The sequence below is a fragment of the Nocardia vulneris genome, from assembly GCF_001613425.1.
GTDB lineage: Bacteria > Actinomycetota > Actinomycetes > Mycobacteriales > Mycobacteriaceae > Nocardia > Nocardia vulneris.
Genome location: NZ_BDCI01000041.1, coordinates 99,679 through 123,445 on the forward strand (window position 1 = coordinate 99,679; position 23,767 = coordinate 123,445).

Here is a 23,767-nt window from a genome sequence, read left to right on the forward strand (position 1 = left end):
AGCCGTCGCCGCCGCGCGATGTTTCGTACGCCGCGCGCGTGTTGCTCGACTGACACGCGCGCGGGACGACGGGATGTGCGCGGCGGGTGCTTCGCCCCGGTCAGGGACGACGGGCTGTGGCTGTCCTCGACGTCGAGGCAGGTCTAGTCGAACCAGCTGTCGATGCGCATGGCGGTGAGCATGTTGCCCTTGAGGCGGAGTTTGCCGGTCGCGAGGAGTTGGACGCCGCTGACCTCGCGGGCGACCAGGCGCAGGAACGCGACGTCGCCGAGGGTGAAGGTGACGTCGGCGCGTTTCTCGGATGGGCCGGGAGTTGCGGTGCAGGTGCCGCGGTAGACGTGCATGGCCCACCGGTCGGGTCCGTCGCCGAGCTGCCAGTGGATCGTCGCGTCGGTTTTCCTGGTTTTCGGCTCGAGCACTGCGGCACACCAGATTTCGAAGATGCGCGCCACGATCTGCGGGCGCAGCTCCTGATCGTTCATCAATGCCGCGAGCTCGGCGTCGCTGGAGTCGCGCACGAACTCTTTGAACTCGTCCTCGGTGGTCTCCGGCGTCAGTTGCGCTGCCATACCGCGATCGTGACACGGGCGATGCGGTGGTCGCTTGTACGAATCCGCAAGCCGCCGGGCCGCTTTCGCGCTAGTGCGGTTCGGAGCCGGAATGCACGGCACGCAGCAGCACGCTCGGCGGCACGCCGGTCATCTCGCGGCATACCCGGGTCGCGTGCGCGCTGTCGGAGAAGCCGGCGCTGTGTGCCGCGTCGGTGATGTTGCGCCCGGCCAGCGTCTCGATCAGCGCGTATTGCAGTCGTGCCCACCGCACTACGCCGGGGAAGTTCACGCCGGTCTCGTTCACGAAGAGCTGACCGAGGCTGCGCTGCGAGATCGATACCGCCTCGGCCAGGTCGCGCAGATACAGTTTGCGCGGCATCAGCACGGTCAGCAGATCCAGGGCGTCCCGCAGTTTCGGGTGCACGCCGTCGGCGGCGACCGGTTCGCCGCGCACGGTGGCGAGCAGCCGTTCCGCGGCGGCGTCCAAGTCCGCACATCCTTCGACATCCACGGACGTCAGCGGTGCCGCGGCGGCCGCCCAATCGTTCGGCCCGGTCCCGTTGGGCACGCGGGCGGCGATCTCGCGGGCATCCCGGCTCGCCGGATGCAGGTAGATCGACAGCACCCGGGTATCGGCGCCGCCGGATTGCAGGGCATGGGAGACGCCGCTGGGGACGATGACGCCGCGGCAACGCACCGTTTCACCCGCGCCCGTGGCGATCAGCTCCCCCTGCACCGCAAGGGTGATCTGCACGGCCGGGTGGTGGTGTGCGCTGGTCGTGCCGAACCGGCCGGCGAGAACGAGCCGGTCCGGGGCAATGCTCCACGTGCCCGCCCACGTAGTCTCCATGGAGTTAGGTTAGCCTGATCCACCTGCCGCGTCGATGACCTCCGCGGCCTCGGCACCGGCCCGCGAGATCTTTTCGGATCTGCCGATCTGTGCAAGCGCCACCACCCCTGACCCGCGCACACTCGACCCGTAGCACGGGCTATCGAGTGAGGGAGGTTGCGATGTCGGCAGTTATCGACGTCCGGTCGCTGGTGAAGCGGTATGGGAAAGTGGCCGCGCTGCGGGGGCTCGATCTGGAGGTGACCGAGGGCGAGGTACACGGCTTCCTCGGCCCGAACGGCGCCGGCAAGACGACGACCATCCGCACGCTGCTCGGTCTGCTCCGGCACGACGCGGGCGAGGCGAAGGTCTTCGGGTTGGACCCGCGCGCGGACGCGATGGCGATCCATGCCCGGCTCGCGTACGTGCCCGGCGATCTCAATCTGTGGCCGTCCCTGACCGGTGGCGAGGTGATCGACATCCTCGGCAGGCTGCGCGGCGGCATCGACCCCGCCCGCCGGGCCGCGCTGATCGAGCGGTTCGAACTCGACCCGAGCCGGCGCTGCTCGACGTATTCGAAAGGCAACCGGCAGAAGGTCGCGTTGATCGCGGCGTTCGCCGCCGACGTCGAACTGTTCATCCTCGACGAACCGACCAGCGGCCTGGATCCGCTGATGGAACAGCAGTTCAGCCACTGCATCGAGGAGGCGCGCGACAGCGGGAAAACGGTGCTGCTGTCCAGTCATATCCTCGGCGAGGTCGAGAAGCTCTGCTCCCGGGTGACGATCATTCGCAGCGGATCGACGGTGCAGACCGTGGGCATGGCCGAGTTGCGCGCCGAATCCGGTGCGCAGGCAGTGGAATTGGCGGACTTGTTCCTGCGCCACTATGGCGCCGCGCAGGTGGGGCCGGCGAAATGACGAACCTGACCGTCGCGCTGCGACTGAACCTACGATTGAACTATCGCGGTCTGCTCGCCGCGATGGTCGCCGTGATCGGCTGCATGTACGCGGGCGTGCGCGGGCTCGACAAGATGTATCCCACGGCTCTGGAGCGTGCGACCTACGCTTCGATCGCGAACACGCTCACCTCGCAGCAAGCGCTGCAGGGCCCGCCGACCGCGCTGAACACGTTGGGCGGTATCGCGGCCTTCGAGGTTGGCTGGTACGTGTCGATCGCCGTCGCGCTGGTCAACATCATCGTGGTCGTGCGCAATACCCGGGCGCAGGAGGCGCTGGGGCGGCTGGAGTTGTTGCGCGCGGGGCGATTCGGTGCGCACGCCAATTCCGTTGCGGTGCTGATTGTTTCCGTCCTCACGAACCTGATCGTCGGCGTCGGCTCCGCGCTCGCGCTGATCGCGGGCGGCGCCGCGAGCGGGGGAGCGGTCGCGTTCGGCGTCGCTTTCGCCTGTATCGGCATCGTTTTCGCGGCGATCGCGCTCATCGCGGCCCAGCTGACCGAGCACGCCCGCGGCGCCTACGGTATCGCGTGCGGTGTGCTGGGGCTGGCCTACGTGCTGCGTGCTCTCGGCGACACCGTCGACTCCGATGTGCTGCGGCTGCTGTCCCCGCTGGGCTGGGCGCAGTTCATCCACCCGTTCGGTCAGCTGCAGCTGTGGCCGATCCTGTTGTGCGCGTTGGTCTCCGGTGCGCTGTTCCTGCTGGCGATCCGGATCGAGCAGATCCGCGACTACGCCGCCGGACTGTTCCGTGCGCCGCCCGGTGCGCCCGCGGCCGGTCCGCTGACTCGCACCGCGCTCGGCATGGTGGTGCGGGCCCAGCGGGCCGGGCTGGCCATGTGGGTCGCGGCGCTGTTCGGCCTCGGTCTCGGCTTCGGGGCGGCCGCACACGATGCCGGCGAGGTGGCGCAGGGCACGCAGGGCATGCTGAACCTGCTCGCCGGATTCAACGTCGACGTCGTCGACGGCTTCCTCGCCATGTCGACGCTGCTGCTCACCCTCGCGATCGCCGGATCGACCGTCGTCGGCGTGCTCCAGATCCGCAGCGAAGAGCTCGCGGGCCGCGCGGACCTGCTGCTGTCCGGCACGTTGCCGAAATGGCGTTTCGTCGCCATGCATCTGGCTTATGCGCTGGGCTCCGCGGTCGTGCTGCTGGCAGTCACCGGACTGGGCCTCGGGGCCGCGCACGCGCTGCGGACCGGCGATCCGGGACAGGTGTCCCGGCTGCTCGGCGCCGCGCTCGCGCAGCTGCCCGCCTGTGTTTTCCTGGCCGGACTCGGCGTGTTCCTCGTCGGGCTCCTGCCGCGTATCACCTGGCTCGCCTGGGTGGTGCTGGCCGAATCGGCGGTGGTCTCCATCCTCGGTCCGTCCATGAAGCTGTCCGCGTCAACCATGAATGTTTCTGTGTTCAACCATGTTTCGCACCTTCCCGGAGTGTCGATCGATGCGCGATCGTCGCTGGCGCTGACAGCCGCCGGCGCACTGCTCGCGCTGCTCGGCGCTGCCGGTTTCGTCCGCAGGGATCTCGATTGATCCCGTCAGAGGAGCAGTTGTGTCCGAATACGCTTCGATCCCGAGTTACCGTTCCATCATCGTCGGCATCGACGGCACGCCACGATCCTTACGCACCGTGGAGACCGCCGCCCGATTAGCCAGGGACGCGCACGCCACCCTGACGGTGACCTGCGCCTACCCGGAACTCCCGCCGACCGAGCGGGCCATGATCAACGACCTGCTCGACTCCGACAGCTACAGCGTGCTGCCCGCCGCGGCCGTCGACGAACTGCTGAAGCACGCCGCCGCGCACGTCGACGACCAGGGCAGCGAACCAGCCGTCCAGTACGCGGTGCGCGGCGGGCCGGCCGAGGCGCTGCTCTCGATCGCCAACCACGTCAGCGCGGACCTGATCGTCGTCGGCAGCGGCGACTTCGCCTCGCCGTTCGGGCGTTTCCTGCGAGCCTTCCCCGCCGAGATCGCCCGCCGGGCGCACTCCGACGTGCTGATCATCAAATCCGCCAACCCGTGAAGCGCAGTCCGCCGCCGCGGCCACGGTAGTCTCGGAGCCTGGATTTCCGGCGCCGACGGCGGCGGACTCGACGCTGAGGAGCCGATGTGCCGCAACGACCCGAATTGCCGATCGTGGTGGTGATGGGGGTGTCGGGTTCCGGCAAATCGACCGTCGGGCGGGAACTCGCCGCGACCCTGGACGTGCCCTACGCCGAAGGCGACGAATTCCATCCCGCCGCGAATGTCGCCAAGATGGCGGCCGGTATTCCGCTCGACGACGCGGACCGAGCGCCGTGGCTGGACGCCGTCGCGGCGTGGCTGGCCGAGCATGTCGACCGCGGCGGCGTCATCACCTGCTCGGCCCTGAAACGCGCCTACCGCGACCGCCTCCGCGCCGCCGCCCCCACGGCATTCTTCCTGCACCTGTCCGCCTCCCGCGCGGAACTCACCCACCGAATGACCGAGCGCAGCGGACATTTCATGCCCGCCAGCCTCCTCGACTCCCAACTCGCCACCCTCGAACCCTTGGGCGCCGACGAGCGCGGCACCGTGGTCGACGCAACCCGCCCCGCCGGCGAACTGGCCCGAACGTGTGCCGCAGCACTGCGCGACGACACGTCCGCCTGAAGCGCCCCAGTCCGCATCTACTCCGTACCAGGTTGCGCGCCTTCGCGTTCAGCGAGGTAACGATCGAGCAGGTCGAACAGCACTCTGACGGCGCGGGCGTCCTGGTCCGCGGTGCGGGCCGTCGCTCGGGTTGCCTCGTATTCTTCTGTAGTGAGGGCGATTTGGCGTACCTGGCTGCTCCAACCCAGGTTCGGTGCGACCGGATAGTTCGCGATCAGCCAGTCCCGCCACTCGGATAGTCCGCGACCGCCGTGTCGGACCGCGCCCTGGTCATATCCCAGGAGGAAGTTCGACACCGCCTCCACGGTCACGCGCCCGACATACATGCCAGGTCGTTTCGCGACTTCGGCGAAGAACTTCCGCTCCGAGATATCCGACCGATGCACATCGACATCCTTTCGTATCCGAGGTGGAGAATCGAGCAGATATCAGGCGTCCGTGGATATTTCGCAGGCCGCGAGCGGGCGGGAGCTCACGGGGTCGTGCGTTCGACGGCGTAGAGGGTGTGTTTGCCGTGCAGGCCTTTCAGTTCTACTTCGCGGTGGGCTACGACGGTGATGTCGGGTTCGTCGGTGACGGCGTCGCGGACGGGTTCGCTGATGAGGATTTCGCCGCCGGCGGCTTGGCCGGCGACGCGCGCCGCCATGGCGACGTTGCGGCCGAAGAGGTCGTCGCCGCGGCGCACCGAGGTGCCCATGTGGATGCCGATGCGGACTCGAACACGTTCGCGCCCACTGAGTTTGCCGCCGTTGCCGAGCGCGTGCTGCACGTCCAAGCCGCAGCGCACCGCTTGTTCGGGCTCGGCGAACGCGATCATGAAACCGTCGCCCTGGCTCTTCACGATGTGCCCGTCGTGTTTGCTCACGAACTTGCGGATCAGCCGGTCGTGCCGGTCGAGCAGTTTCACCCACGCCTGGTCGCCGAGGCGCTCGTTGAGCGCGGTGGATCCTTCGATATCGGAGAAGGTGATCACCACGTGCCCGTCGGGCGTCAGCCGCGCCAGATCCGGTCGCTCGACCTGCGCCCACCCCGCCAGGTCTTCGATCGAGGTGAGGACGGCGCCGCGGAACCCCTTCTTGCGCAACAGGTTCGCCGTGTCCCACACCGTCTTGACGGCTTCGCGCCCGCTGATCCGCAGCAGCTGCCTGGCCTCGATCTTGCGGTGCAGTTCGTCGAGTTCGCGCTGCCTGCGCCGCAGCAGCACGAACAGCACGACCAGACCGGCAGCTTCGAGTGCGGCGACAACCGCGAGGACGAGCTCGATAATCATGGGATCCGTCGCAGGGGAGTGGTCGGCAAGATCGAGTCCGACCATAGCCGACCGGTATGCCGCGTGGGCACCCCGCGACCGCCGATCAACTGTCTTGGTTCGCGACCTGCCGCTCAGTGGGTTCGCTCAGCTCCACCCGGGTCGGATTGTCCCGTCTGACCCGCACCCGTGGCGTTCTCCCGGAATTGCGGAACCCGAGCCAGAGATCGGCGAACAGTTCCTCGGTGAGCAGCGGGCGTGCGGCGATCATCAAGCGCTTCGCGTAGTCGTGCTGAGCGATCGCGATATCCCGGATCACCTGAACCTGACTGGACACGAAATATCCGAGCGCACTGGAGGATTCGTGGTCGGCCGGTCCCGTGACGGCAGGCTCGGCGCCGAGCCCGAGCGCGCGCACGACCCGCTCCACCGCGACCACGCTCGCATTCTCGAAGCCCACCCGCGACTCGAGCATGCGCACCTCGAACGCCATCAACCGATCGATGGCGTTGTGCCAGACCGTGGTTCGGTCCGCACGACCCGGATCCTGCAGCGCAAACCCCACATTCATATTAGGTAAGGCTACAGTAATTTTCCGCCGGATCGGTGCGGGAATGGGGTGGGCTCAGATCATGGCGCGGTGGATGCCTTGGGGTTCGCCGCCTAGTTGGGTGAGGGCGGAGGAGTGGAAGATCGAGCCGGGGACGTGGATGGCGTGGGCGAGGCCCGCGTGCGCGTCGCGCCAGAAACGTTGCAGGGGCGTTTTCATCTGTAGCGCACCGCCGCCGGAGCGGGCGAAGATCTCGTCGACGGCCCGGACCGCGCGCCAGGCCGCGGCGGTCTGCGTGCGGCGGCCGATCGCCCGCAGTTCGAAGCTCACCTCGCGTCCCTGCTCGACCATGTCCCAGAACCGGTCCACGGTTTCCAGGAGCGCGGCCCGCGACGCCGCGATCTCGGCGGCCGCGTCGCCGATCGCGTACAGCACGTACGGATCGTCCTTGATCGGGACGCCGGTGATCGCCACCCGAGACTGCTGCGCGGCGATATGGCAGGCCAGCGCGCCCTCGGCGATGCCGATGAGCGAGGAGGTGATGCCCAGCGGGAAAATGCACGAGAACGGGAAGTTGTAGAGCGTCTCGCTGCGCCCCGCGTCCTTGGGGGCGGTGCCGTCGAATACCTTGGCGGCGTCGATGGTCCGGTAGGCAGGGACGAACGCGTCCTCGACGATCAGGTCTTTGCTGCCGGTGCCGCGCAGCCCGACGACATCCCAACTGTCCTGGTCGATGTCGTAATCGCTGCGGGGCAACAGCACGTGCAGTATCTGCGGCGGCAGCACCCGCTTGCCGTCCGGATCGCCGACCGCGGCACCGATCATCACCCACTGGCAGTGATCGGTGCCGGAGGAGAACGACCATCGGCCGCTGAGCCGGTATCCGCCGTCGGTCGGCGTCGCGACCCCCATCGGCGCGTACGGCGACGCCATCCAGGTGTCCGGATCCTTGGCCCAGACCTCGTCCTGCGCCTTGGGGTCGAAGAAGGCGAGTTCCCACGGGTGCACACCGACGATGCCGGTGACCCAGCCGGTCGCGCCGTCCATCGCGCCGATCGCCATGGTGGTCTCGGCGAATTCGCGCGGGTGCACCTCCAGTCCGCCGTGCTGCTTCGGCTGCAGCATGCGGATCGCCCCGGTCTCGCGCAGCCGCTTGGCCGACGAATCGGTCAAGCGCATGAGCTTGTCGCCGTCGGCGCCTGCCGCCCGGATCTCGTCCGCGTACTGCTCGATGCGCTCCAGTACCTTCCCCACGGCGCTCCCCGTCCCATCCGTCGAACCGACCATGCTCATCAAAGTAGAACATGTTTCAGTTCGGCGGAGCGGAACGGGCCGCGCTCAGGAAACCGCGACGAGCTCCTCGGCGATCGCCCGGCAGAAATCATCGAGGTCGCCCGGATTACGCGACGTGATCAGCAGCCAGCCGTTCTCCGGCGAGCGCACCACCGGCTCGTCCACCCAGCGGCCGCCCGCGTTGGTCACATCGGTGCGCAGGGACGAGTACGAGGTCAGCGTTTTGTCCGGCGTGAGTTCCGCCTCGACGAGCAGCCACGGCCCGTGACAGATCGCGGCGATCGGCTTGCCGGCCGCGGCGAACTCCTTGGCCAGTTCGACCGCGCGGCCCTCGGCCCGCAGTTTGTCCGCGTTGACCGTGCCGCCGGGCACCACCAGCACATCGAAATCGTCGGCCGACACCTCCGACAGCGCGGCGTCCGGTCGCACGGTTTCGTCCTTCTCCGTGTCGTGCTGGAAGGTCTGCACCTCGTCGGTCTCCGGCGCCGCGTGCACCACGCTCGCGCCCTTGCCTTTGAGTTGCTCCAGCGGAACGAGCAGTTCGTCCCGCTCCACACCGGTGTTCGAGGTGATGACCAGTACGCGCGTTCCGTTCAGGTCGTCCGGCATCTGACACTCCTTCCGTCGTCGGGCCCCCGTCTAGGCGTGCCGCGAAACGGAAAAGCTAAACATCGGACGGCGGCTACGGCGACGCCGGACACGTCCCGCCGGACAGCACCGGCACGCAGACGCCGGAGGTGTCGGAGATCAGCAGGCCCGCGCCGAGCACCAGCGAGCCCACCGCGATCACCCCGAACAAGCCCACCCACAGCAGCCCCGGCAGGTGGGTCAGCCGGGCGAGCTGGTCGGCGTCGGAGGCGACGTCCTGCTGATGCCGGCTGCGCAACTGCCGCGAACGGCCCCGCTGCAATTCGAGCACCGGCCGCGCCCCGGCGAACAACAGGAACCACGCGCCGAGATATGCGAAACCTGCTTGCAGCGTGTCGGTTCCGAACCAGGACACCGCGAAAACGGTGGCGCCCACCGCGAAAACGGTGAGCATGCCGTAGATGTTGCGGGTCATGATCAGCACACCGGCCAGCAGGACGATCGCGGTCCACAGCATCAGGGTGATCCGGCTGGCGCCGAGCAGCGCGGCGAAGCCGAGGCCGAGCAGCGGCGGCGCGGGATAGCCCGCCATCGTCGTCAGAATCATGCCGAGCCCGTATGGTTTTCCGCTGGACACGGTGAGACCCGAAGTGTCCGAATGCAATCGGATGCTGTTCAGCTTGCGGCCGGTGAGCAGCGCGACGAGCGCGTGCCCGCCCTCGTGCGCGATGGTGACGATGTTGCGGGTGAACCGCCATAGCGGCGTGTAGCCGACCAGAACCAGGGCCACCACGGCGGCGCCGGCGACCAGCCACCACGGCGGCTGGGCTTGGGTTGTCGTCAGGCGGTCGGCGATGGAGCTGCCACGCTCGACCCATTCGGCTCTGTCCACCGGGGCACCTTAACCGCCCGGCGTCATCTGCGCGCGGAGCCGGCGTTTGTAGATCTTGCCGGAATCGTCGCGCGGGAGTTCGGACACTATGCGCAGCAGGCTCGGCACCTTGTAGGCGGCCAGTTGCCCGGCGAGCCCCGCGCGCACATCGTCTTCGGTGAGCTTCGTGCCCGGCCGCGGTAGTACCTGCGCGGCCACCGCTTCGCCGAGATCGCCGGGGTGCGGCACGCCGAACACCGCGACGTCCTCGACCTCGGGGAGGGCCATGATCGCGTTCTCCACCTCGGCGGGATAGATGTTCACCCCGCCGGAGATGATGATCTCGCTGGAACGTCCGGTGAGATAAAGGAATCCGTCCTCGTCGAGGTAGCCGCGGTCGCCGACCTCGAAGAAGCCGGGCAGCACGGGGGCCTGGTCGTCGTCGGTGTTGAGGTAGCGGAACTTCGGCCAGTAGTCGGCGCCGCGCACGAAGACCCGCCCGACCTCGCCCACCGGCAGCGGCGCGCCCGCGTCGTCCACCACCACGGCGGCGGCGCCGTCGCCCGGTCGCCCGACGCTCCCCGGATGGGCCAGCCACTCCTGCGCCGAAATCCAGGTGATCGTGCCCGCTTCCGCGCACCCGTAGAACTCGAGCACCGCGTCGCCGAACCACTCGATCGCGGCGCGCTTCACGGCGGGCGGGCACGGCGCGGAGGAGTGGATGAGGTGGGTCAGGCTGGAGACGTCGTAGCGCTTGCGCACCTCTTCGGGCAGCGACAGCAGCCGAGACAGCATGGTGGGCACCACTTTTGCCTGGGTGATGCGGTGCTCGTGCACGTGGCGCAGGAAGCTTTCGGCATCCCAGCGCGGCATGATCGTGATGTTGGTGCCCATGCGCATCGCGAGCATCGCGATCCCGTTCGGGCTGGCGTGATAGAGCGGGCCGGGAATGACGGCCTGCCCGCGCGGCGCGAGGCCCATCCGCTTCGCGGCGCTGCCCGCGATGGACAGCCACTGGTGCGGTGTCATCCGTTCGCGCAGTACGCCTTTGGGGCGGCCGGTGGTGCCGGAGGTGTAGATCAGGCCGGTGGCGTCGTCGCGGGCGCCTTCGATCCGGCCCAGCGGCTCGGCCTGCGCGTCGATCCACTGCTCGAGGGTGGGATGCCTGCCGGTCGGCGTCGCCAGGGCCGCGTCGCGGCCGAGGGCGGCGAGCAACTCGACGGGCATGGCGACCTCGACGAAGGTCGTATCCTCGTGCGGCGCAGCCTGCTCCACGATATCGAGGAACTCGGTGTGCGCGACGACCAGTCGCGCGCCGCTGTCGCCGAGCACGTGGGCGACCTCGGGCACCTGCCATCGGGTGTTGATCGGCACCGCGTTCGCCCCGCACGCCGAGACCGCCTGCGACACCTCGAGGAACTCGATGTCGTTGCGCAGCATCAACGCCACCCGGCTCCCCGGCGTCACCCCCGCGTCGACGAGCGCTGCCGCGAGCCGCCCCGCGCGCTGGTGCGCGTCCGGCTGTGTTCGCACGCGTCCCGCACACGTGATGGTGGGTGTCGACATACTGCTGCCAGAAGCATCCTCCATGCACCGCAGTCTGCCATCCGGGCACTACATGACGTCTCATACCCTCGGGATCCGGCCGATATCTGCTGGTCGAGACCGGCTCGGGCGCAGCGGTTCACAGTCGCGAACGCGGTCAGGGCGTTCGGGTGAGGCTGCCCACCATGTCGCCGAGGACGCCGCGGGTGCGATAGGACAGCGACCCGTCCGGCTGTACCGTCAGCTCCGAGGTGGCGCCTTCGTCGTTGCAGAGCCCGCTGTCCGCGGCGAGTTGCGCGGTGAGGGTGATCTTGTCCGGTTCCACCGCCGTGAGGGTTTCGGTGCGGCCACAGGTGAGTCCGGCGACCCGGCCCGTGTTGGACGAACTGCCGACCTGATCGCCGAGCACGCCCGCCTGCAACGTCAGGACGATGTCGTAGGTGCCCAGAGTGTCTTTCGCGACGCCCTTCCACTCGCCGACGTAGTCGCCCGGCAGTTCGGCGCCCGGCTCGCTCGGTGCGTCTGTGGCGGTGGCGTTCGGCTCGTCCGGGCCCTTGTTGACGTAGGTCGTGATCGCGAACGCGCCGAGCGCCACCGCGAGGCATACCGCGACCGCCGCAGCAACGAGCGCGATGCGGCGACGGGTAGGCCGCCGGGCAGCGGGTGACGAGGCGGCGACGGCCGACTGGTGAGCGTGGGGGAGTCGTGAGTCGTCCTGCGGCCCATGGGCGTACGTCGGTGGCGGTGGCCCGGGGTCCGGCGCGCCCTGCCACCAGGAGCGTGCCGTGACCTCCTGTGGCTCGGTGCCCGGACCGCTGGTGACGGTCCGTGCGTTCGGCCCGGTGCCCGGACGCACGAGGGTGTCGGCGGTCCGCGCGGTCTCGGTAGCGGGTGCGGCGAGGGAGTGCGGCACGTCGAAGGGGCCCGAATCGAGGTCGAGCAGTTCGACGGCTCGTCGGCTCACCTCCTCCAGCGCGGGGCCGGGCAGCCAGCCGCCGCGCGCGGGCAAGCCGATGCCGGTCAGTTCCGCGAGGAGTCGCTCGGGGGTCGGGCGCGCGGCGGGATCCTTGGTGAGGCAGGCCGCGATCAGCGGGCGCAGCCGCTCCGGCACACCCTCGAGATGCGGCTCTTCGTACACCACGCGCCAGAGCATTTGCACCATTTCGCCGACCCCGAAGGGCCCTTGGCCGGTCGCCGCGAACACCAGCACGCCGCCGAGCGCGAACACGTCGCCCGCGGGGCCGAACGTCGCGCCCGTCACTTGCTCCGGGCACATGAAGCCGGGGGAGCCGATGACCTTGCCCGTGGTGGTGAGCTTGCTGTCCTCGATCGCGCGCGCGATGCCGAAATCGATCACCTTGGGTCCGTCGAGCGCGAGCAGCACGTTGGACGGTTTGAGGTCGCGGTGCACCAGCCCGGCCCCGTGCACCGCGAGCAACGCCTCGGCCAGCCCGTGCGCGAGCACCAGCAGTGGGTTCTCGGTGAACGGCCCGTACGTCTCGACCGCCTCGGTGAGCGAGAATCCGGCCACGTAGCCGGTGGCCAGCCACGGCGGGTTCGCGTGCACGTCGGCGTCGAGCACCGGCGCGGTGAACTTGCCGCCGACCCGCCGCGCCGCGGCGACCTCGCGCCCGAACCGCACCCGGAACTCGTTGTCGCCGACCAGGTCCGGCCGGATCACCTTGACCGCGACGGTGCGGCCGCCGGCGTTGCGGCCCAGATACACCCGGCCCATGCCGCCCGCACCGAGCACGCCGAGCAGCCGGTACTCACCGATCCGCACAGGATCGTCCGCGTCGAGCGGTCGCATCGCGATGCTGTTCCCTTCCAGAGTCGAACAGCGAAAGGCTACCCACCCGCGGGCCGGGTGTCCGGGTCAGTTGCGCGGTTTCGTTATCCAGTGGTGCTCGGCACCGGGGCCGGTTCGGCCTTGCGCACGTATTTGGCGAGCAGGTACGCGGCGATCGCGGCGGGGATGTTCATCAGCACGCCGTACACCGCGCCGGGGACGGCCATCGCGTCGTTGTGCAGCACCGAGCCCGCCACGGCGATGGCGATCGCCCCGTTGTGGATGCCGATCTCCATCGCGGAGGCGATCGCCTGATCCGCGTCCACCTGGAACAGTCGTGGCACGAAATAGCCGACGGCGAGGCTGAGCACCGCGAACAGCAGGCTCAGCGAGGCGAGCTTGCCGATGTGCTCGGTGAGCGTCTCGAAGTTCTTCGCCACCGCGGCGAGCACCACCAGCGCGAGCACCACGATCGAGAGGACCTTGACGTTGCCGCGCATCCGCTGCGACCACGCGGTGAACCGATGATGCACCAGCATGCCGATCGCGACGGGGATCAGCACGATCGCGAACACCTGCGCGAACTTGTCCGGCCGCAGCCCGAACGACCCGTCACCGTCCATGAACTGATGGAACGCCAGCGCGACGAGCAGCGGCATGGTGAACACCGCCAGCACCGAATTGATCGCGGTGAGCGTGATGTTCAACGCCACGTTGCCGCCGGCGATGTGGCTGAACAGATTGGCCGACGGCCCGCCGGGCGAGGCCGCGAGCAGCAGCATGCCGACCGCGAGCGCGCCTTCGAGCCGGAACAGATAGATCAGCCCGAAACACACCGCGGGCAGCAGCACCATCTGGCAGACCAGCGCGATCACCGCCGCCTTCGGATAGCGCAGCACCCTGGCGAAATCGTCCACGGTCAAGGTCAATCCGAGCCCGAACATCACCAGGGCCAGGGCGAGCGGCAGGAACACCGCGAAAATCGTCGACCCCATCCGGATCTCCTCTCCACCGAACGACCGGTCCGAACGCGACCGGCACGGGTGTCGACGTTAACGATCGATGCGGCGTCCGGCCAACCGGATTCTCAGCCCGCGACGGCCTCGCCCGCGTCGGCCGAGCGGCGGGCTTGTTCCAGCACGCGCAACACGGCGACCGCGTCGCGCGGGTCGACGGGTAGCTCGCCGCCGTCGAGCAGTGCGTCGGCGAGCGCGGTGTAGAAGGCGGGATAGTCGCCCGCGTGGGTAGGTGTGGGCGCGGTATCGGGCGCGGCGCCGAGCAGGCCCCACTGATCGGGTTCGACTGTGCCCCACGGGGTGCCGTCACCCGGGCGGCGTCCGTCGCGGAGCGCGGCCTCTTGCGGATCGAGCCCGTAGGTGACGTACCCGCCGCGCGCGCCGAGCACCCGGAATCGCGGACCCGGTTGCGGCGCAACGGCACTCATCCACAGGTGCGAGCGGACGCCGCCGGCATGGGTCAGCGCGAGGAAGGCGTCGTCGTCGGTCTGGATGCCCGCGCGGCGCCGATCCAGTTCGCAGTACACCGATTCCGCGGGCCCGAACAAGGTGAGCGCTTGATCGACGAGATGGCTGCCGAGGTCGAAGAGCAGTCCCGCGCCGTCGGCCGGGCCGCCCAGCTCCCGCCAGCCGCCCTTCGGTGTCGGCCGCCAGCGCTCGAACCGCGACTCGAACCGCCGCACCGCGCCGAGCGTGCCGGCCTCGACGAGCGCGCGCACCGTCAGGAAATCCCCGTCCCAGCGCCGGTTCTGGAACACCGTGAGCGGCACCCGCGCCCGCGCCGCGTGCTCCACCAGTGCCTCGGCTTCGGCGGCCGATACCGCGAAGGGTTTGTCGACCACCACCGGCAGTCCCGCGTCGACGGCCCGGGTGGCCAGGGGCGCGTGCGTCCGGTTGGGCGTGGCGACGACCACCAGATCGAGTTCGCCCGGGTCGGTGAACAGTTCGTCGGCGGTGGCGAGCACCCGGACGCCCGGGTGTTCCCGCTCGGCCTGCGCGACGCGCTCTGCGGACGAGGTGACCACCGTGGCGACGCGCATCCGTGGTTCGGCGGCGATCAACGGTGCGTGGAAGACCGATCCGGCCAATCCGTAACCGATCACGGCGACCCGCAGGATGCTTTCGCTCATAGTCCTGAACGCTAGTCGGTCGGCCGCGGATCTCGGGGCATGCCCGGCGGCGCGCAGGGGACTGCGGTGGCTGCTGCGCGGCACGGCAGACGCCGTGCGGACCGATCCTCGCTCGGCTGACCAGCTTCGAGCTACGGTGTGGCGGCAACGTCGAAGCAAACGCGGGTTCGGCGCCCGACGACGCTGTGACCGGTCTCTCGGGTGCGGCCGCGCCGCGTAGTCGCTTCCATCTGGAACTAACACTGTCAGATCGCTTTTTCGAGGCGTGGCGCGATGGGCATTCGACCGTGGCGTTGTATTCTCCGACAAAAAATCGGCAATTATTTGGCAAATCTGAGAACATACTTAAAGGCCGCCGTATCGGGCGAATCGCCATTGCCCGTCGGTGACGTATTTCACTCACGCCGGTCGGCAAATCGCGTATGTCCGAATTCGCGTGCGGATTCGCCCGCGCTGAAGTGGCACTTTACGGAATTTTTGCAATACCGCAGGTGACCTGCTGCGCCATGCCTTCAGTTAGCTGGATCACGGATTAGCTGTCGAAATACTGGCAACCCTGATCTAGCGTTTGAAATATCGCTGAGTCAATGGTGATTAGGCGTTATGCCGCTTGCCCCTCGTATAACCCAACGGAGGCCGCACATGCGTGTGCCGCTGATTACGGCGAAGAAAACCCGAACCGAAATGAACACCCGGGTACCCGGTCATGTGGTCCCGCGACTGTCCGCGGACCTGCTCCATCGGTTGCCCGAGACGGTGGCTCGCCCCGGCTTCGCGCCGCGCAGCCTGACCACCGGCATCCTGCATCTGGGCTGCGGCTCGTTCCATCGGGCACACCAGGCGCTGGCAACCCAGCACGCGATGAACCAGACCGGCGACGCGCGCTGGGGCATCGCCGCCGTCGCGATCAACCGGCCGACGATCGTCGACGCCCTGCGCGCCCAGGACAACCTGTACACGACCCTGCTGCACGAGGACGGGCAGGCCAGGGTGGAGGTGGTGGGCGCGCTCACCGAGACCGTGCACGCCCCCTCCGATTCGATCGGCGTGCCGAACCGGATCGCCGATCCCCGGGTCAAGATCGTCACCCTGACCGTCACCGCCAGCGGTTACTGCGTATCGCCGGTCACCGGGCGGTTGGAGGCCGACTGTCCGGGTGTGCGCCACGACGTGCGGCACCCGACCCGGCCGATCACCCCGATCGGCATGCTCACCCAGGGCCTGGAACTGGTGCGTCGTCGCGGCAGCACGCCGCCGGTGGTGATCAGCTGCGACAACCTGTGCGCGAACGGCAGCACGCTGCGCCGTGCCGTGATCGACTTCGCACTGCTGCGCGACGATCACCTCGCCGAGTGGATCGCCCGGCACGTCCAGTTCCCGAACAGCGTGGTGGATCGCATCGTGCAACCGACTGCGCCCACCGACGCCGCGATCGCGCGCAACTGGCTCGGCGGCATCGATGATCACGCTCCCGTGTCCGCCGAGCCGTTCATGACCTGGACGATCGAGGATTTTGAGGGCGAACGCCCGCAGTGGGAGCTCGGCGGCGCCCAATTCGTCGCCAACGTCAAGGATTACGAGCTGGCCAAGCTGCGCCTGCTCAACGGCACGCATATGCTGCTCGCCTACCTGGGCGGCGTCGCGGGCCACCGCACCATCGCCGAGGCGACGGCCGATCCGGCGCTCGCCGCGCTGGCCAGGCAGTTCATGCTGGACGAGCAGGGGCCGACGCTGGCCCTGCCCGGCCCCGAGCTGCACCGGACCGTGGACGACCTGATGCGCCGCTTCCGCAATCCGGCCATCGTCCAGGACATGACCCGGATTGGCCGCAACGGCTCGGACAAGATGATCCCGCGGGTCGTCGACGCCCTGCGGGACAACATCGCCGCGGGCCGGCCCACTCCGGGCGCGAACCTGCTGATCGCCGCCTGGATCCGGTGGTTCACCGCGAGCCACCACCCGGACGCCGTGATGGAGCTGATCGATCCCCGGGCGGACTCGCTCACCGAGCTGGTCGACGCCGATCCGCATCGCTGTGCGCAGGCGTTCTTGCAGCGCACCGATATTTTCGGCACGCTGCCGGAAGCGCAGCGGGTGCAGCGTCAGGTCGGCGACGCCCTGGCGGACCTGACGCGCGACGGTGTGGACGCAGCGGTACGGCGCAGGCTCGCGCCGGAATGGGAAGGGAGCAACAGGTGAACGCCGAAAATCCGGTGCGCGCAGTCGTCTTCGATATGGACGGTCTGCTGATCGATTCGGAGAGCCTGGCGATGGAGTCGCTGGTGAGCGCGGGCGCGGAACTCGGCTACGACATGCCGATCGAGTTCTGCCGCAGCATGATCGGCGTGCCCGCCGATCGCTGCCGCACCCTCGCCGCGGCCGCCTACGGACGGGGCTTTCCGCTGGCGGAGTACTTCGATCTGCACGAAGTGCACCTGCGTCAGCTGGTCGACAGCGGCCGGCTGGCCACCAAGCCCGGCGCCCTCGCGCTGCTCGACGCGCTGGAGGCGCAGGGTATTCCGAAGGCGATCGCCACCTCCTCGTCCCGGGACCGGGCCGACCATCACCTGCAACTCGCGGGCATCGCCGACCGCTTCGACGCGGTGGTGACCCGGCAGGACGTGACCAAGGGCAAGCCTGATCCCGAGCCCTACCTGAAGGCCATGGCCGCACTCGACGGTGACGTGGAAACCACACTGGCGCTGGAAGATTCGACCAACGGTATCCGAGCGGCCGTCGCGGCCGGGCTGCGCTGCATCCTGGTCCCGGACCTGGTGCAGCCGACGGAGGAGTCGCGGCGCATCGCGCACCGGCTCTACCCGGACCTGAACCGGGTCATCGAGTACGTCGCGGCGGTGAACGCCGCAACCACCGCCAAGACCGCCTAGCGCGGGTGCGCGCCACGGTAACGGGCCGGCCGTCGGGGGCGGCCCGCCCGCGGTGATCGACATCGCCGGCCGGATGGGCGAGACTGTGCACTGCTCGCTCGAACCTGTCGGTGGACCCGAGAAGGATTTCCGTGGTGCGGATTGCTCGACCTGTGCTCGTCGCCTGTGCTGTGCTCCTGCTCGGGTGCGCCGGGTGTGCGGGGGATCGGCAGCCGGAGGCGGCCGGGCCGCACGAACATTCGGCCGTACCCACCACCTCGACCACGCCGGTCCGCTGCGGTATCGACCTGTCGGCGCAGGTGATCCAGTCCGCGCTCGCCACGCTGCCGGTCGAGCCGGCCACGCAGGCGCCGTGGTCCGCCGACGCGCGCGGTTTCCAAGGGAACTTCGATCCGTGCGCCACCCTGTCGACGGTCATCGTCACGGTCGAAGGCGCCACCGGCAGTTCGCCGAATCACGCGTTGCTGTTCCACAAGGGGGCCTACCTCGGCACCGCGACGCCGCGGGCGTACGGTTTCACCGCACTCGATGTCGACCGGACCACCGACGACACGGTCGGCCTGCTCTATCGCACGCCGGGCAGCTGCAACGCGTGCGACGACGGCACCGTCACCCACGTCCAATTCCGCTGGGACGGTAGCAAAGTCGCGATGATCGGCGCGCCGCCGAAGTAGCTGTCCCTAGTCCGCCCAGCGCTGCACCCACACCTGCAGCGGCGCGAGGGCGGCCAGCAGGTCGGTCCCGTCGGGACTCAGCTGATAGCCGTCCGGCTCGGCGGCGACGACCCGGGCCTCGCGTAATTCCCGCAACCGATCGTTGAGCACGCTGGCGGAGATGCCGCCGCAGCGGGCCTGCAATTCGCGAAACGTCACAGCTCGGCCGTCGCGTAGTTCCCACAGCACCCGCAGCGCCCAGCGTCGGCCGAGCAGATCCAGCAGCACCATGATCGGGCGCCCGGACTGCGAACCGCGTACCGGGTGTCCGACCGCCGGACCCTTGTTCGCTTCGGAATCCGAAGCTACCATCTGCACCATCCTTGCTCTGTTTTTCGAAGCAAGGGTACTCCGTCCGTCTGGCATTCGTGAGGATCCGCCATGAGTACCATCGAATCCCGGCCGCGCATCGCGCCGCTGCAACCGCCCTATGCTCCTGATATCGAAGCGCAACTCACCAAGTGGATGCCGCCGGGGGCGGCGATCGAGCCGCTCGCACTGTTCCGTACGCTCGCGGTGCACGACGAACTCTTCAGCCGTATGCGCCCGCTCGGCGCGGGCATCCTCGGCCATGGCCGCGTGCCGCCGCGTGCCCGCGAGATCGTCATCCTGCGGACCTGCGCACGGGCAGGCGCAGAGTATGAATGGGGCGTGCACGCAGTGCTCCAGGCTCCGGAGGTCGGCCTCACCCCGGCGCAGATCGACGCGACGGCGGTGGGCGCGCCTACCGATCCGGCGTGGCCCGGCGACGACCGTGCACTGGTGCGCCTGGCCGACGAAATGTACGAGACCGCAAGCCTTTCCGATGACTTGTGGACCGAACTGCACGCGCGCTACCGAGACGATCAGGTGCTCGAACTCGTCACCATCGCCGGCTGGTATCGGCTGTTGAGCGCGGTGATCAACGCTGCGCAGGTCCCGCACGAATCCTGGGCACGCCGCTTCCCGAACTGAACCTCAGCTCCGGCTCGTCGCGGAGTATTCCTGTTCGGGGCGGCCGGTGCTGCCGTAGCGCAGGCTCATGCGCAGGGTGCCGGTGCCGACGAGGGTGGCCAGGTAGCGCTGCGCGGTGGCGCGGGAGATGCCGATCGCGGTGGCCACCTCGCCCGCGGAGAGCGGCGTGCCCGCGGCCAGGATCGACTGAAGGACAAGGTCTTTGGTGGGGGAGGCGACGGTGGTCGCGGCGGTGGCCGGGGCGGCCGGGCGCAAGGCCTGCAGGGCCGCGTCGACCCGGGCGTTGTCCACCTGGGGCGCCGAGAGGATGCGCCGGTAGCGCGCGTACGCGGCCAACCGGGCCGCGAGCTCGGTGTGCTGGAACGGCTTGACGAGGTAGGCGAGCGCGCCCGCGGACAGCGCCGCGCGGACCGTGTCGCTGTCCGTGGACGCGGTCAGAACCATGGCGTCACACCGTAATTCGCGGACGAAGTCGACGCCGGAGCCGTCGGGGAGGTACACGTCGACGAGTGCGAGATCGACCTGTCCCGCGTCCAGGATCACCCGGGCCGCGGCCAGGGTGTTCGCGGTGCCCGCGACGGCGAATCCGGCGATGGAGTCCACGATCGCGGCATGCAGGTTGGCGACGCGGAAGTCGTCGTCGACGACGAGAACGGTCAAATCTGTTGGGGCCATGACACCTTGCTGTCTACGAGCACGCCGGGAATGCGAGCGATGAATTCGGCGCCGGTCAGCGGTGGCGCACCGCCGCGCGGACTGGCCAGGCGCACGTCGCCGCCGTGGGTGCGGGCGATCTGGCGGATCAGCGCGAGCCCGACCCCGCGTCCGCCGGGGACGTCGCGGCCGTCGCGGGTCGAGGCACCCTCGGTGAACAGCACGTCGATCAGCTCCGGTGCGACACCGTCACCGCTGTCCGCCACGACGATGTGCAACGTCGAATCCTGCTGAACCAGTTCTACTTCCACCTGCCGCACGGTGTTGCCCGAGGCGTGCACGGCCTCGATCGCGTTGTCGAGCAGGTTGCCGAGCACGGTGGTGACGTCGACCGGGTCGGCGAGGGTGCCGTCCACCCAGGTGTTGGGGCCGAGCACGAGCTCGACGCCGCCTTCGCGGGCATGCGCGGCCTTCGCGGCGAGGAAGGCCTGCAGGTAGGCGTCGTGGATGGCGTCGATACCGGGCGCGGCGGCGCCGAGCGGCCCGGCTCCGATCATCTCGTCCAGCGAGCGCGACGCCTCCTCGGTGTGCCCGCTGTGCAGTAACCCGCTGATCAGGTGCATCTTGTTGGAGAACTCGTGGCGTTGGGCGCGCAGCACGGTGCTCATCGATTGGACGGCGTCGAGCTGGCGGGTCAGCGCTTCGACGTCGGTGCGATCCCGCACGGTGAGCACCGCGCCCAGGTCGCGTCCGTCGCGCTGCACGGGCCGGGCCGCGACCACCACGATGTGCGAGCCGACCGTGGCCGACGCGGGTTGTTCGTCGAGCCCGCGGAACACCTCGAGCACCCGTGGCGTCAACCCGATCTCCTCCACCGGGCGTCCGGTCTCCGCGCCGATGCCGAGCAGCCGGCGCGCCTCGTCGTTGACGAACGTGGTCCGCCACCGCGCGTCGACGGCGAGCACGCCGCGGCCGATGCCGTGCAGCACCGCGGCCTGCCCGCGCACGAGTTCGGCGAGTTCGGCGGGTTCGAGCCCGAGCGTCAACCCGCGCCAGCGCCGGGCGAGCACCATGGATCCGGCGATCCCCACCAGCAGTGCGGCGCCGACGAGCAGTCCCGCGGTGCGCAGGTCGTCGAGCAGTTGATCGCGCACCGCGTCGGTGGCGATCCCGACGCTCACCGCACCCACGATCTGCTCCGAATCCGGTTCGAGCACGGGGACTTTCGCGCGTACCGAGTCGCCGAGCGTGCCGCGTTCCTCGGCGATCACCTCGCGCCCGGCCAGCGCGCCGGACGGATCAGTGCTGACGTGTTCGGTGAGCCGGGTGGCGTCGGGGTGCGCGAGCCGGATGCCGGCGTCGTCGGTGATCACCACGAACAGCGCGCCGGTGCGCACGGTGGTGTCGACCGCGATGCGCTCCAGCGGCCCGTCGGCGAGTTCGCGGCGCAGCGCCGGATCGGTGTCGATAGCGCCCGGTGCGTACCGGGCCACCTCGCGGCGTACCACCGGATCGGCGGCGACCGTGCGCGCGATCGCGAGGGCGCGCTGGCCGTAGCCGTCGCGCAGCCGCTGATCGCTGAGATAGCCGAAAACCGCGAAGGCGACGCCGAGGGTAAGGGTGACCACCACGATCTGCAGCAGCAGAACTTGCGTCCTCAATCGCACGGCCGGCGCGCCCTCAGTGGCCATTGCCGCAGCATAGACCACCCGCCCGGCGTGAGCAGAATGCGCAGAACCTCCGAATCGGCACTTTGCACGGCTTGTGCGCACAAGCTCCGGCCTGTGACCGGGGCCACGTACGTTCGCTCTATCTCGACTCGCAGGAGCTAGCAATCATGACCAACCCACTCATCGAGCTGCGGAGCGCGACCAAGCGTTTCCCCGGCACCGGTGGCGGCATCCACACCGCCGTCAAGGACCTCGACCTCGAGGTCGGGCCCGGCGAATTCGTCGCCGTGGTCGGCCCGACCGGTTGCGGCAAGTCCACCACCCTGTCCCTGGTATCGGGGCTGGAACCGGCCTCGGCGGGCCGGACCCTGGTGCGCGGCAAGGACGTCCGGGGCATTCCCGACGGCATCGGCTACATGTTCCAGCAGGACGCGGTGCTGCCGTGGAAGAGCGTGCTGGACAACGTCGCCCTGGGCCCGCGGCTGCGTGGCAAGTCGAAAGCCGAAGCGCGGGAGCAGGCTTCGGGCTGGGTAGGCAAGGTGGGTCTGGCCGGGTTCGAAACCTACTATCCGCATCAGCTCTCGGGCGGTATGCGCAAGCGGGTCGCGCTGGCGCAGACGCTGGTCAACGATCCGGAAATCCTGTTGATGGACGAGCCGTTCAGCGCGCTCGACGTGCAGACCCGCCAGCTCATGCAGGACGAACTGCTGCGCGTGTGGGCGGGCACCGGCGCCGCCGTCATCTTCGTCACGCACGACCTGGAAGAGGCCATCGTGCTCGCCGACCGGGTGATCGTGATGACGGCGAGCCCGGCGACGGTGTGCGGCAATTTCACCGTCGCGCTGGAGCGCCCGCGCAATGTCGAAGAGGTGCGGCTCACCACGGAGTTCCGCGATATCTACAAAGAGATCTGGGAAACGCTGCGCGATCAGGTCGAGGCGGCGCGGGGCGCCGGGGGGACCGCGGCCCGCGGAGCGGTCAAGGAAGGGGCGACCCGTGTCGCATGACATTCTCGAAAAGAGTTCCGCCGCAGCGCCGGTCCCGGAGAACGAGTCCGAGGAGCAGATCCTCGCACGGGTGCGCACCAACGCCCGGCGCGCGGGCATCCGCACCTGGGGACTGCGCGCGGCGCTGGTGGCCCTGTGGCTGGGGTCCTGGGAGCTGACCGCCTCGCTCTGGATCGACCCGTTCTTCTACTCGAAGCCGTCGCTGATCTGGGGCCGGCTGGTCGAATGGTTCACCGACGGAACCCAATTCGGCTCGATCTGGTTGCAGATCTACACCACCGTGCAGGAGGCGGTGCTCGGTTTCGTGATCGGCACCGTGGCCGGTGTCGTGCTCGGCGTGCTGCTCGGGCGCAGCCGCTACTGGGCCGATGTGCTCGCGCCGTTCATCAAGGGGCTCAACGCCGTTCCGCGAATCGTGCTCGCCTCGCTGTTCATCATCTGGTTCGGTCTCGGCTTGAGCTCGAAGGTCGCGACGGTGGTCGTGCTGGTGTTCTTCGCGGTGTTCTTCAACGCGTTCACCGGCGCCCGGGAGGTGGACGGCAACGTCATCAACAACGCGCGCATCCTCGGCGCGGGCAAGCGGCAGGTGCTCACCGCGATCGTGCTGCCCAGCGCGACCACCTGGATCCTGTCCAGTCTGCACACCGCCTTCGGCTTCGCGCTGATCGGCGCGGTGGTCGGTGAATATGCCGGGGCAAGTAAGGGTTTGGGTCTGCTGATCAGCAACGCGCAGGGCACCTTCGATTCGGCGGGCATCTACGCGGGCATGATCATCATCACCGTCATCGCGCTGCTCGCCGAGTGGGCGATCGGCTACGCGGAGAGCCGCCTGCTGAAATGGCGTCCCTCGCAGGCGAACCAGAGCCACGGGATCTGAG

24 protein-coding genes and 1 pseudogene are annotated in these 23,767 nt (G+C 69.0%); 10 read left to right on the plus strand and 15 right to left on the minus strand.

Translation table 11 applies throughout. From position 1 onward, the window contains the following. Positions 1–143 precede the first annotated feature (143 nt). Positions 144–569: an SCP2 sterol-binding domain-containing protein gene (locus NVU01S_RS35135; protein WP_043665465.1), complete on the minus strand. Its 426-nt coding sequence runs from the start codon at positions 567–569 to the stop codon at positions 144–146. A 70-nt stretch (positions 570–639) separates the two neighbouring features. Next, positions 640–1,401: a helix-turn-helix transcriptional regulator gene (locus NVU01S_RS35140; RefSeq protein WP_043665463.1), complete on the minus strand. Its 762-nt coding sequence runs from the start codon at positions 1,399–1,401 to the stop codon at positions 640–642. Between the two features lie 161 nt (positions 1,402–1,562). On the opposite strand from NVU01S_RS35140, the pseudogene NVU01S_RS35145 reads away from it, so the two are divergent. The 4 genes and pseudogenes from NVU01S_RS35145 to NVU01S_RS35160 form a co-directional block, all read left to right on the plus strand. Then, a pseudogene (locus NVU01S_RS35145) lies at positions 1,563–2,216 on the plus strand (ABC transporter ATP-binding protein); the annotation flags it as partial. A gap of 80 nt (positions 2,217–2,296) precedes the next feature. After that, positions 2,297–3,871 carry an ABC transporter permease gene (locus NVU01S_RS35150; RefSeq protein ID WP_052280254.1) on the plus strand — a complete coding sequence of 525 codons (1,575 nt, stop codon included), beginning with the start codon at positions 2,297–2,299 and terminating at the stop codon, positions 3,869–3,871. A 19-nt stretch (positions 3,872–3,890) separates the two neighbouring features. Further along, on the plus strand, positions 3,891–4,364 hold the full coding sequence (locus NVU01S_RS35155; protein WP_052280253.1) for a universal stress protein: 474 nt from the start codon (positions 3,891–3,893) through the stop codon (positions 4,362–4,364). A gap of 122 nt (positions 4,365–4,486) precedes the next feature. Continuing rightward, on the plus strand, positions 4,487–4,972 hold the full coding sequence (locus NVU01S_RS35160) for a gluconokinase (protein ID WP_043665677.1): 486 nt from the start codon (positions 4,487–4,489) through the stop codon (positions 4,970–4,972). A 17-nt stretch (positions 4,973–4,989) separates the two neighbouring features. Here the strand turns inward: NVU01S_RS35160 and NVU01S_RS35165 are convergent, their stop codons facing one another. The 10 genes from NVU01S_RS35165 to NVU01S_RS35210 all read right to left on the minus strand — a co-directional run bounded on the left by NVU01S_RS35165 (position 4,990) and on the right by NVU01S_RS35210 (position 15,003). Continuing rightward, complete coding sequence (locus NVU01S_RS35165) at positions 4,990–5,358, minus strand: hypothetical protein (protein ID WP_043665456.1); 369 nt, start codon at positions 5,356–5,358, stop codon at positions 4,990–4,992. Between the two features lie 86 nt (positions 5,359–5,444). Further along, entirely contained in the window at positions 5,445–6,242 is a 798-nt protein-coding gene (locus NVU01S_RS35170) for an adenylate/guanylate cyclase domain-containing protein (protein WP_043665454.1), read from the minus strand. An 85-nt stretch (positions 6,243–6,327) separates the two neighbouring features. Next, positions 6,328–6,792, minus strand: coding sequence for a hypothetical protein (locus NVU01S_RS35175; RefSeq protein ID WP_043665452.1), 465 nt, complete (start codon positions 6,790–6,792; stop codon positions 6,328–6,330). A gap of 54 nt (positions 6,793–6,846) precedes the next feature. Next, on the minus strand, positions 6,847–8,025 hold the full coding sequence (locus NVU01S_RS35180; RefSeq protein ID WP_043665449.1) for an acyl-CoA dehydrogenase family protein: 1,179 nt from the start codon (positions 8,023–8,025) through the stop codon (positions 6,847–6,849). An 84-nt stretch (positions 8,026–8,109) separates the two neighbouring features. Continuing rightward, positions 8,110–8,673, minus strand: coding sequence for a type 1 glutamine amidotransferase domain-containing protein (locus NVU01S_RS35185; RefSeq protein ID WP_042255539.1), 564 nt, complete (start codon positions 8,671–8,673; stop codon positions 8,110–8,112). A 73-nt stretch (positions 8,674–8,746) separates the two neighbouring features. After that, positions 8,747–9,544: a M50 family metallopeptidase gene (locus tag NVU01S_RS35190; RefSeq protein WP_043665447.1), complete on the minus strand. Its 798-nt coding sequence runs from the start codon at positions 9,542–9,544 to the stop codon at positions 8,747–8,749. 9 nt (positions 9,545–9,553) lie between these two features. After that, a complete protein-coding gene (locus NVU01S_RS35195) occupies positions 9,554–11,113 on the minus strand; it encodes an AMP-binding protein (RefSeq protein ID WP_043665444.1) in 1,560 nt (519 codons plus the stop codon). Positions 11,114–11,225: 112 nt separating this feature from the next. Beyond that, positions 11,226–12,878, minus strand: coding sequence for a serine/threonine-protein kinase (locus NVU01S_RS35200; protein ID WP_043665442.1), 1,653 nt, complete (start codon positions 12,876–12,878; stop codon positions 11,226–11,228). An 83-nt stretch (positions 12,879–12,961) separates the two neighbouring features. After that, entirely contained in the window at positions 12,962–13,852 is an 891-nt protein-coding gene (locus NVU01S_RS35205) for a bile acid:sodium symporter family protein (protein WP_043665440.1), read from the minus strand. Between the two features lie 92 nt (positions 13,853–13,944). After that, positions 13,945–15,003, minus strand: coding sequence for a Gfo/Idh/MocA family protein (locus NVU01S_RS35210; RefSeq protein WP_043665437.1), 1,059 nt, complete (start codon positions 15,001–15,003; stop codon positions 13,945–13,947). A 642-nt stretch (positions 15,004–15,645) separates the two neighbouring features. Between NVU01S_RS35210 and NVU01S_RS35215 the strand changes: the two genes are divergently transcribed. The 3 genes from NVU01S_RS35215 (at position 15,646) to NVU01S_RS43745 (ending at position 18,565) form a co-directional block, all read left to right on the plus strand. Beyond that, positions 15,646–17,202, plus strand: a complete 1,557-nt coding sequence (locus tag NVU01S_RS35215; RefSeq protein ID WP_167829349.1) for a mannitol dehydrogenase family protein — start codon at positions 15,646–15,648, stop codon at positions 17,200–17,202. Continuing rightward, positions 17,199–17,891: an HAD family hydrolase gene (locus NVU01S_RS35220; protein WP_082031873.1), complete on the plus strand. Its 693-nt coding sequence runs from the start codon at positions 17,199–17,201 to the stop codon at positions 17,889–17,891. Before NVU01S_RS35215 ends, NVU01S_RS35220 begins: the two co-directional genes overlap by 4 nt. A 134-nt stretch (positions 17,892–18,025) precedes the next feature. Beyond that, the gene (locus NVU01S_RS43745) at positions 18,026–18,565 is read left to right on the plus strand and encodes an LppP/LprE family lipoprotein (protein WP_167829348.1); all 540 of its coding nucleotides are present in this window, start codon (positions 18,026–18,028) and stop codon (positions 18,563–18,565) included. 6 nt (positions 18,566–18,571) lie between these two features. Here the strand turns inward: NVU01S_RS43745 and NVU01S_RS35230 are convergent, their stop codons facing one another. Continuing rightward, complete coding sequence (locus NVU01S_RS35230) at positions 18,572–18,916, minus strand: winged helix-turn-helix transcriptional regulator (protein WP_043665674.1); 345 nt, start codon at positions 18,914–18,916, stop codon at positions 18,572–18,574. A gap of 69 nt (positions 18,917–18,985) precedes the next feature. On the opposite strand from NVU01S_RS35230, the gene NVU01S_RS35235 reads away from it, so the two are divergent. Beyond that, on the plus strand, positions 18,986–19,558 hold the full coding sequence (locus NVU01S_RS35235) for a carboxymuconolactone decarboxylase family protein (protein ID WP_043665428.1): 573 nt from the start codon (positions 18,986–18,988) through the stop codon (positions 19,556–19,558). Between the two features lie 3 nt (positions 19,559–19,561). Here the strand turns inward: NVU01S_RS35235 and NVU01S_RS35240 are convergent, their stop codons facing one another. Beyond that, on the minus strand, positions 19,562–20,233 hold the full coding sequence (locus NVU01S_RS35240) for a response regulator transcription factor (protein WP_043665425.1): 672 nt from the start codon (positions 20,231–20,233) through the stop codon (positions 19,562–19,564). Further along, a complete protein-coding gene (locus tag NVU01S_RS35245) occupies positions 20,215–21,903 on the minus strand; it encodes an ATP-binding protein (RefSeq protein ID WP_175068937.1) in 1,689 nt (562 codons plus the stop codon). Before NVU01S_RS35245 ends, NVU01S_RS35240 begins: the two co-directional genes overlap by 19 nt. Before the next feature lie 146 nt (positions 21,904–22,049). Between NVU01S_RS35245 and NVU01S_RS35250 the strand changes: the two genes are divergently transcribed. Then, a complete protein-coding gene (locus tag NVU01S_RS35250) occupies positions 22,050–22,889 on the plus strand; it encodes an ABC transporter ATP-binding protein (protein WP_043665421.1) in 840 nt (279 codons plus the stop codon). Further along, on the plus strand, positions 22,879–23,766 hold the full coding sequence (locus NVU01S_RS35255) for an ABC transporter permease (RefSeq protein ID WP_082031872.1): 888 nt from the start codon (positions 22,879–22,881) through the stop codon (positions 23,764–23,766). Before NVU01S_RS35250 ends, NVU01S_RS35255 begins: the two co-directional genes overlap by 11 nt. Position 23,767 lies beyond the last annotated feature (1 nt).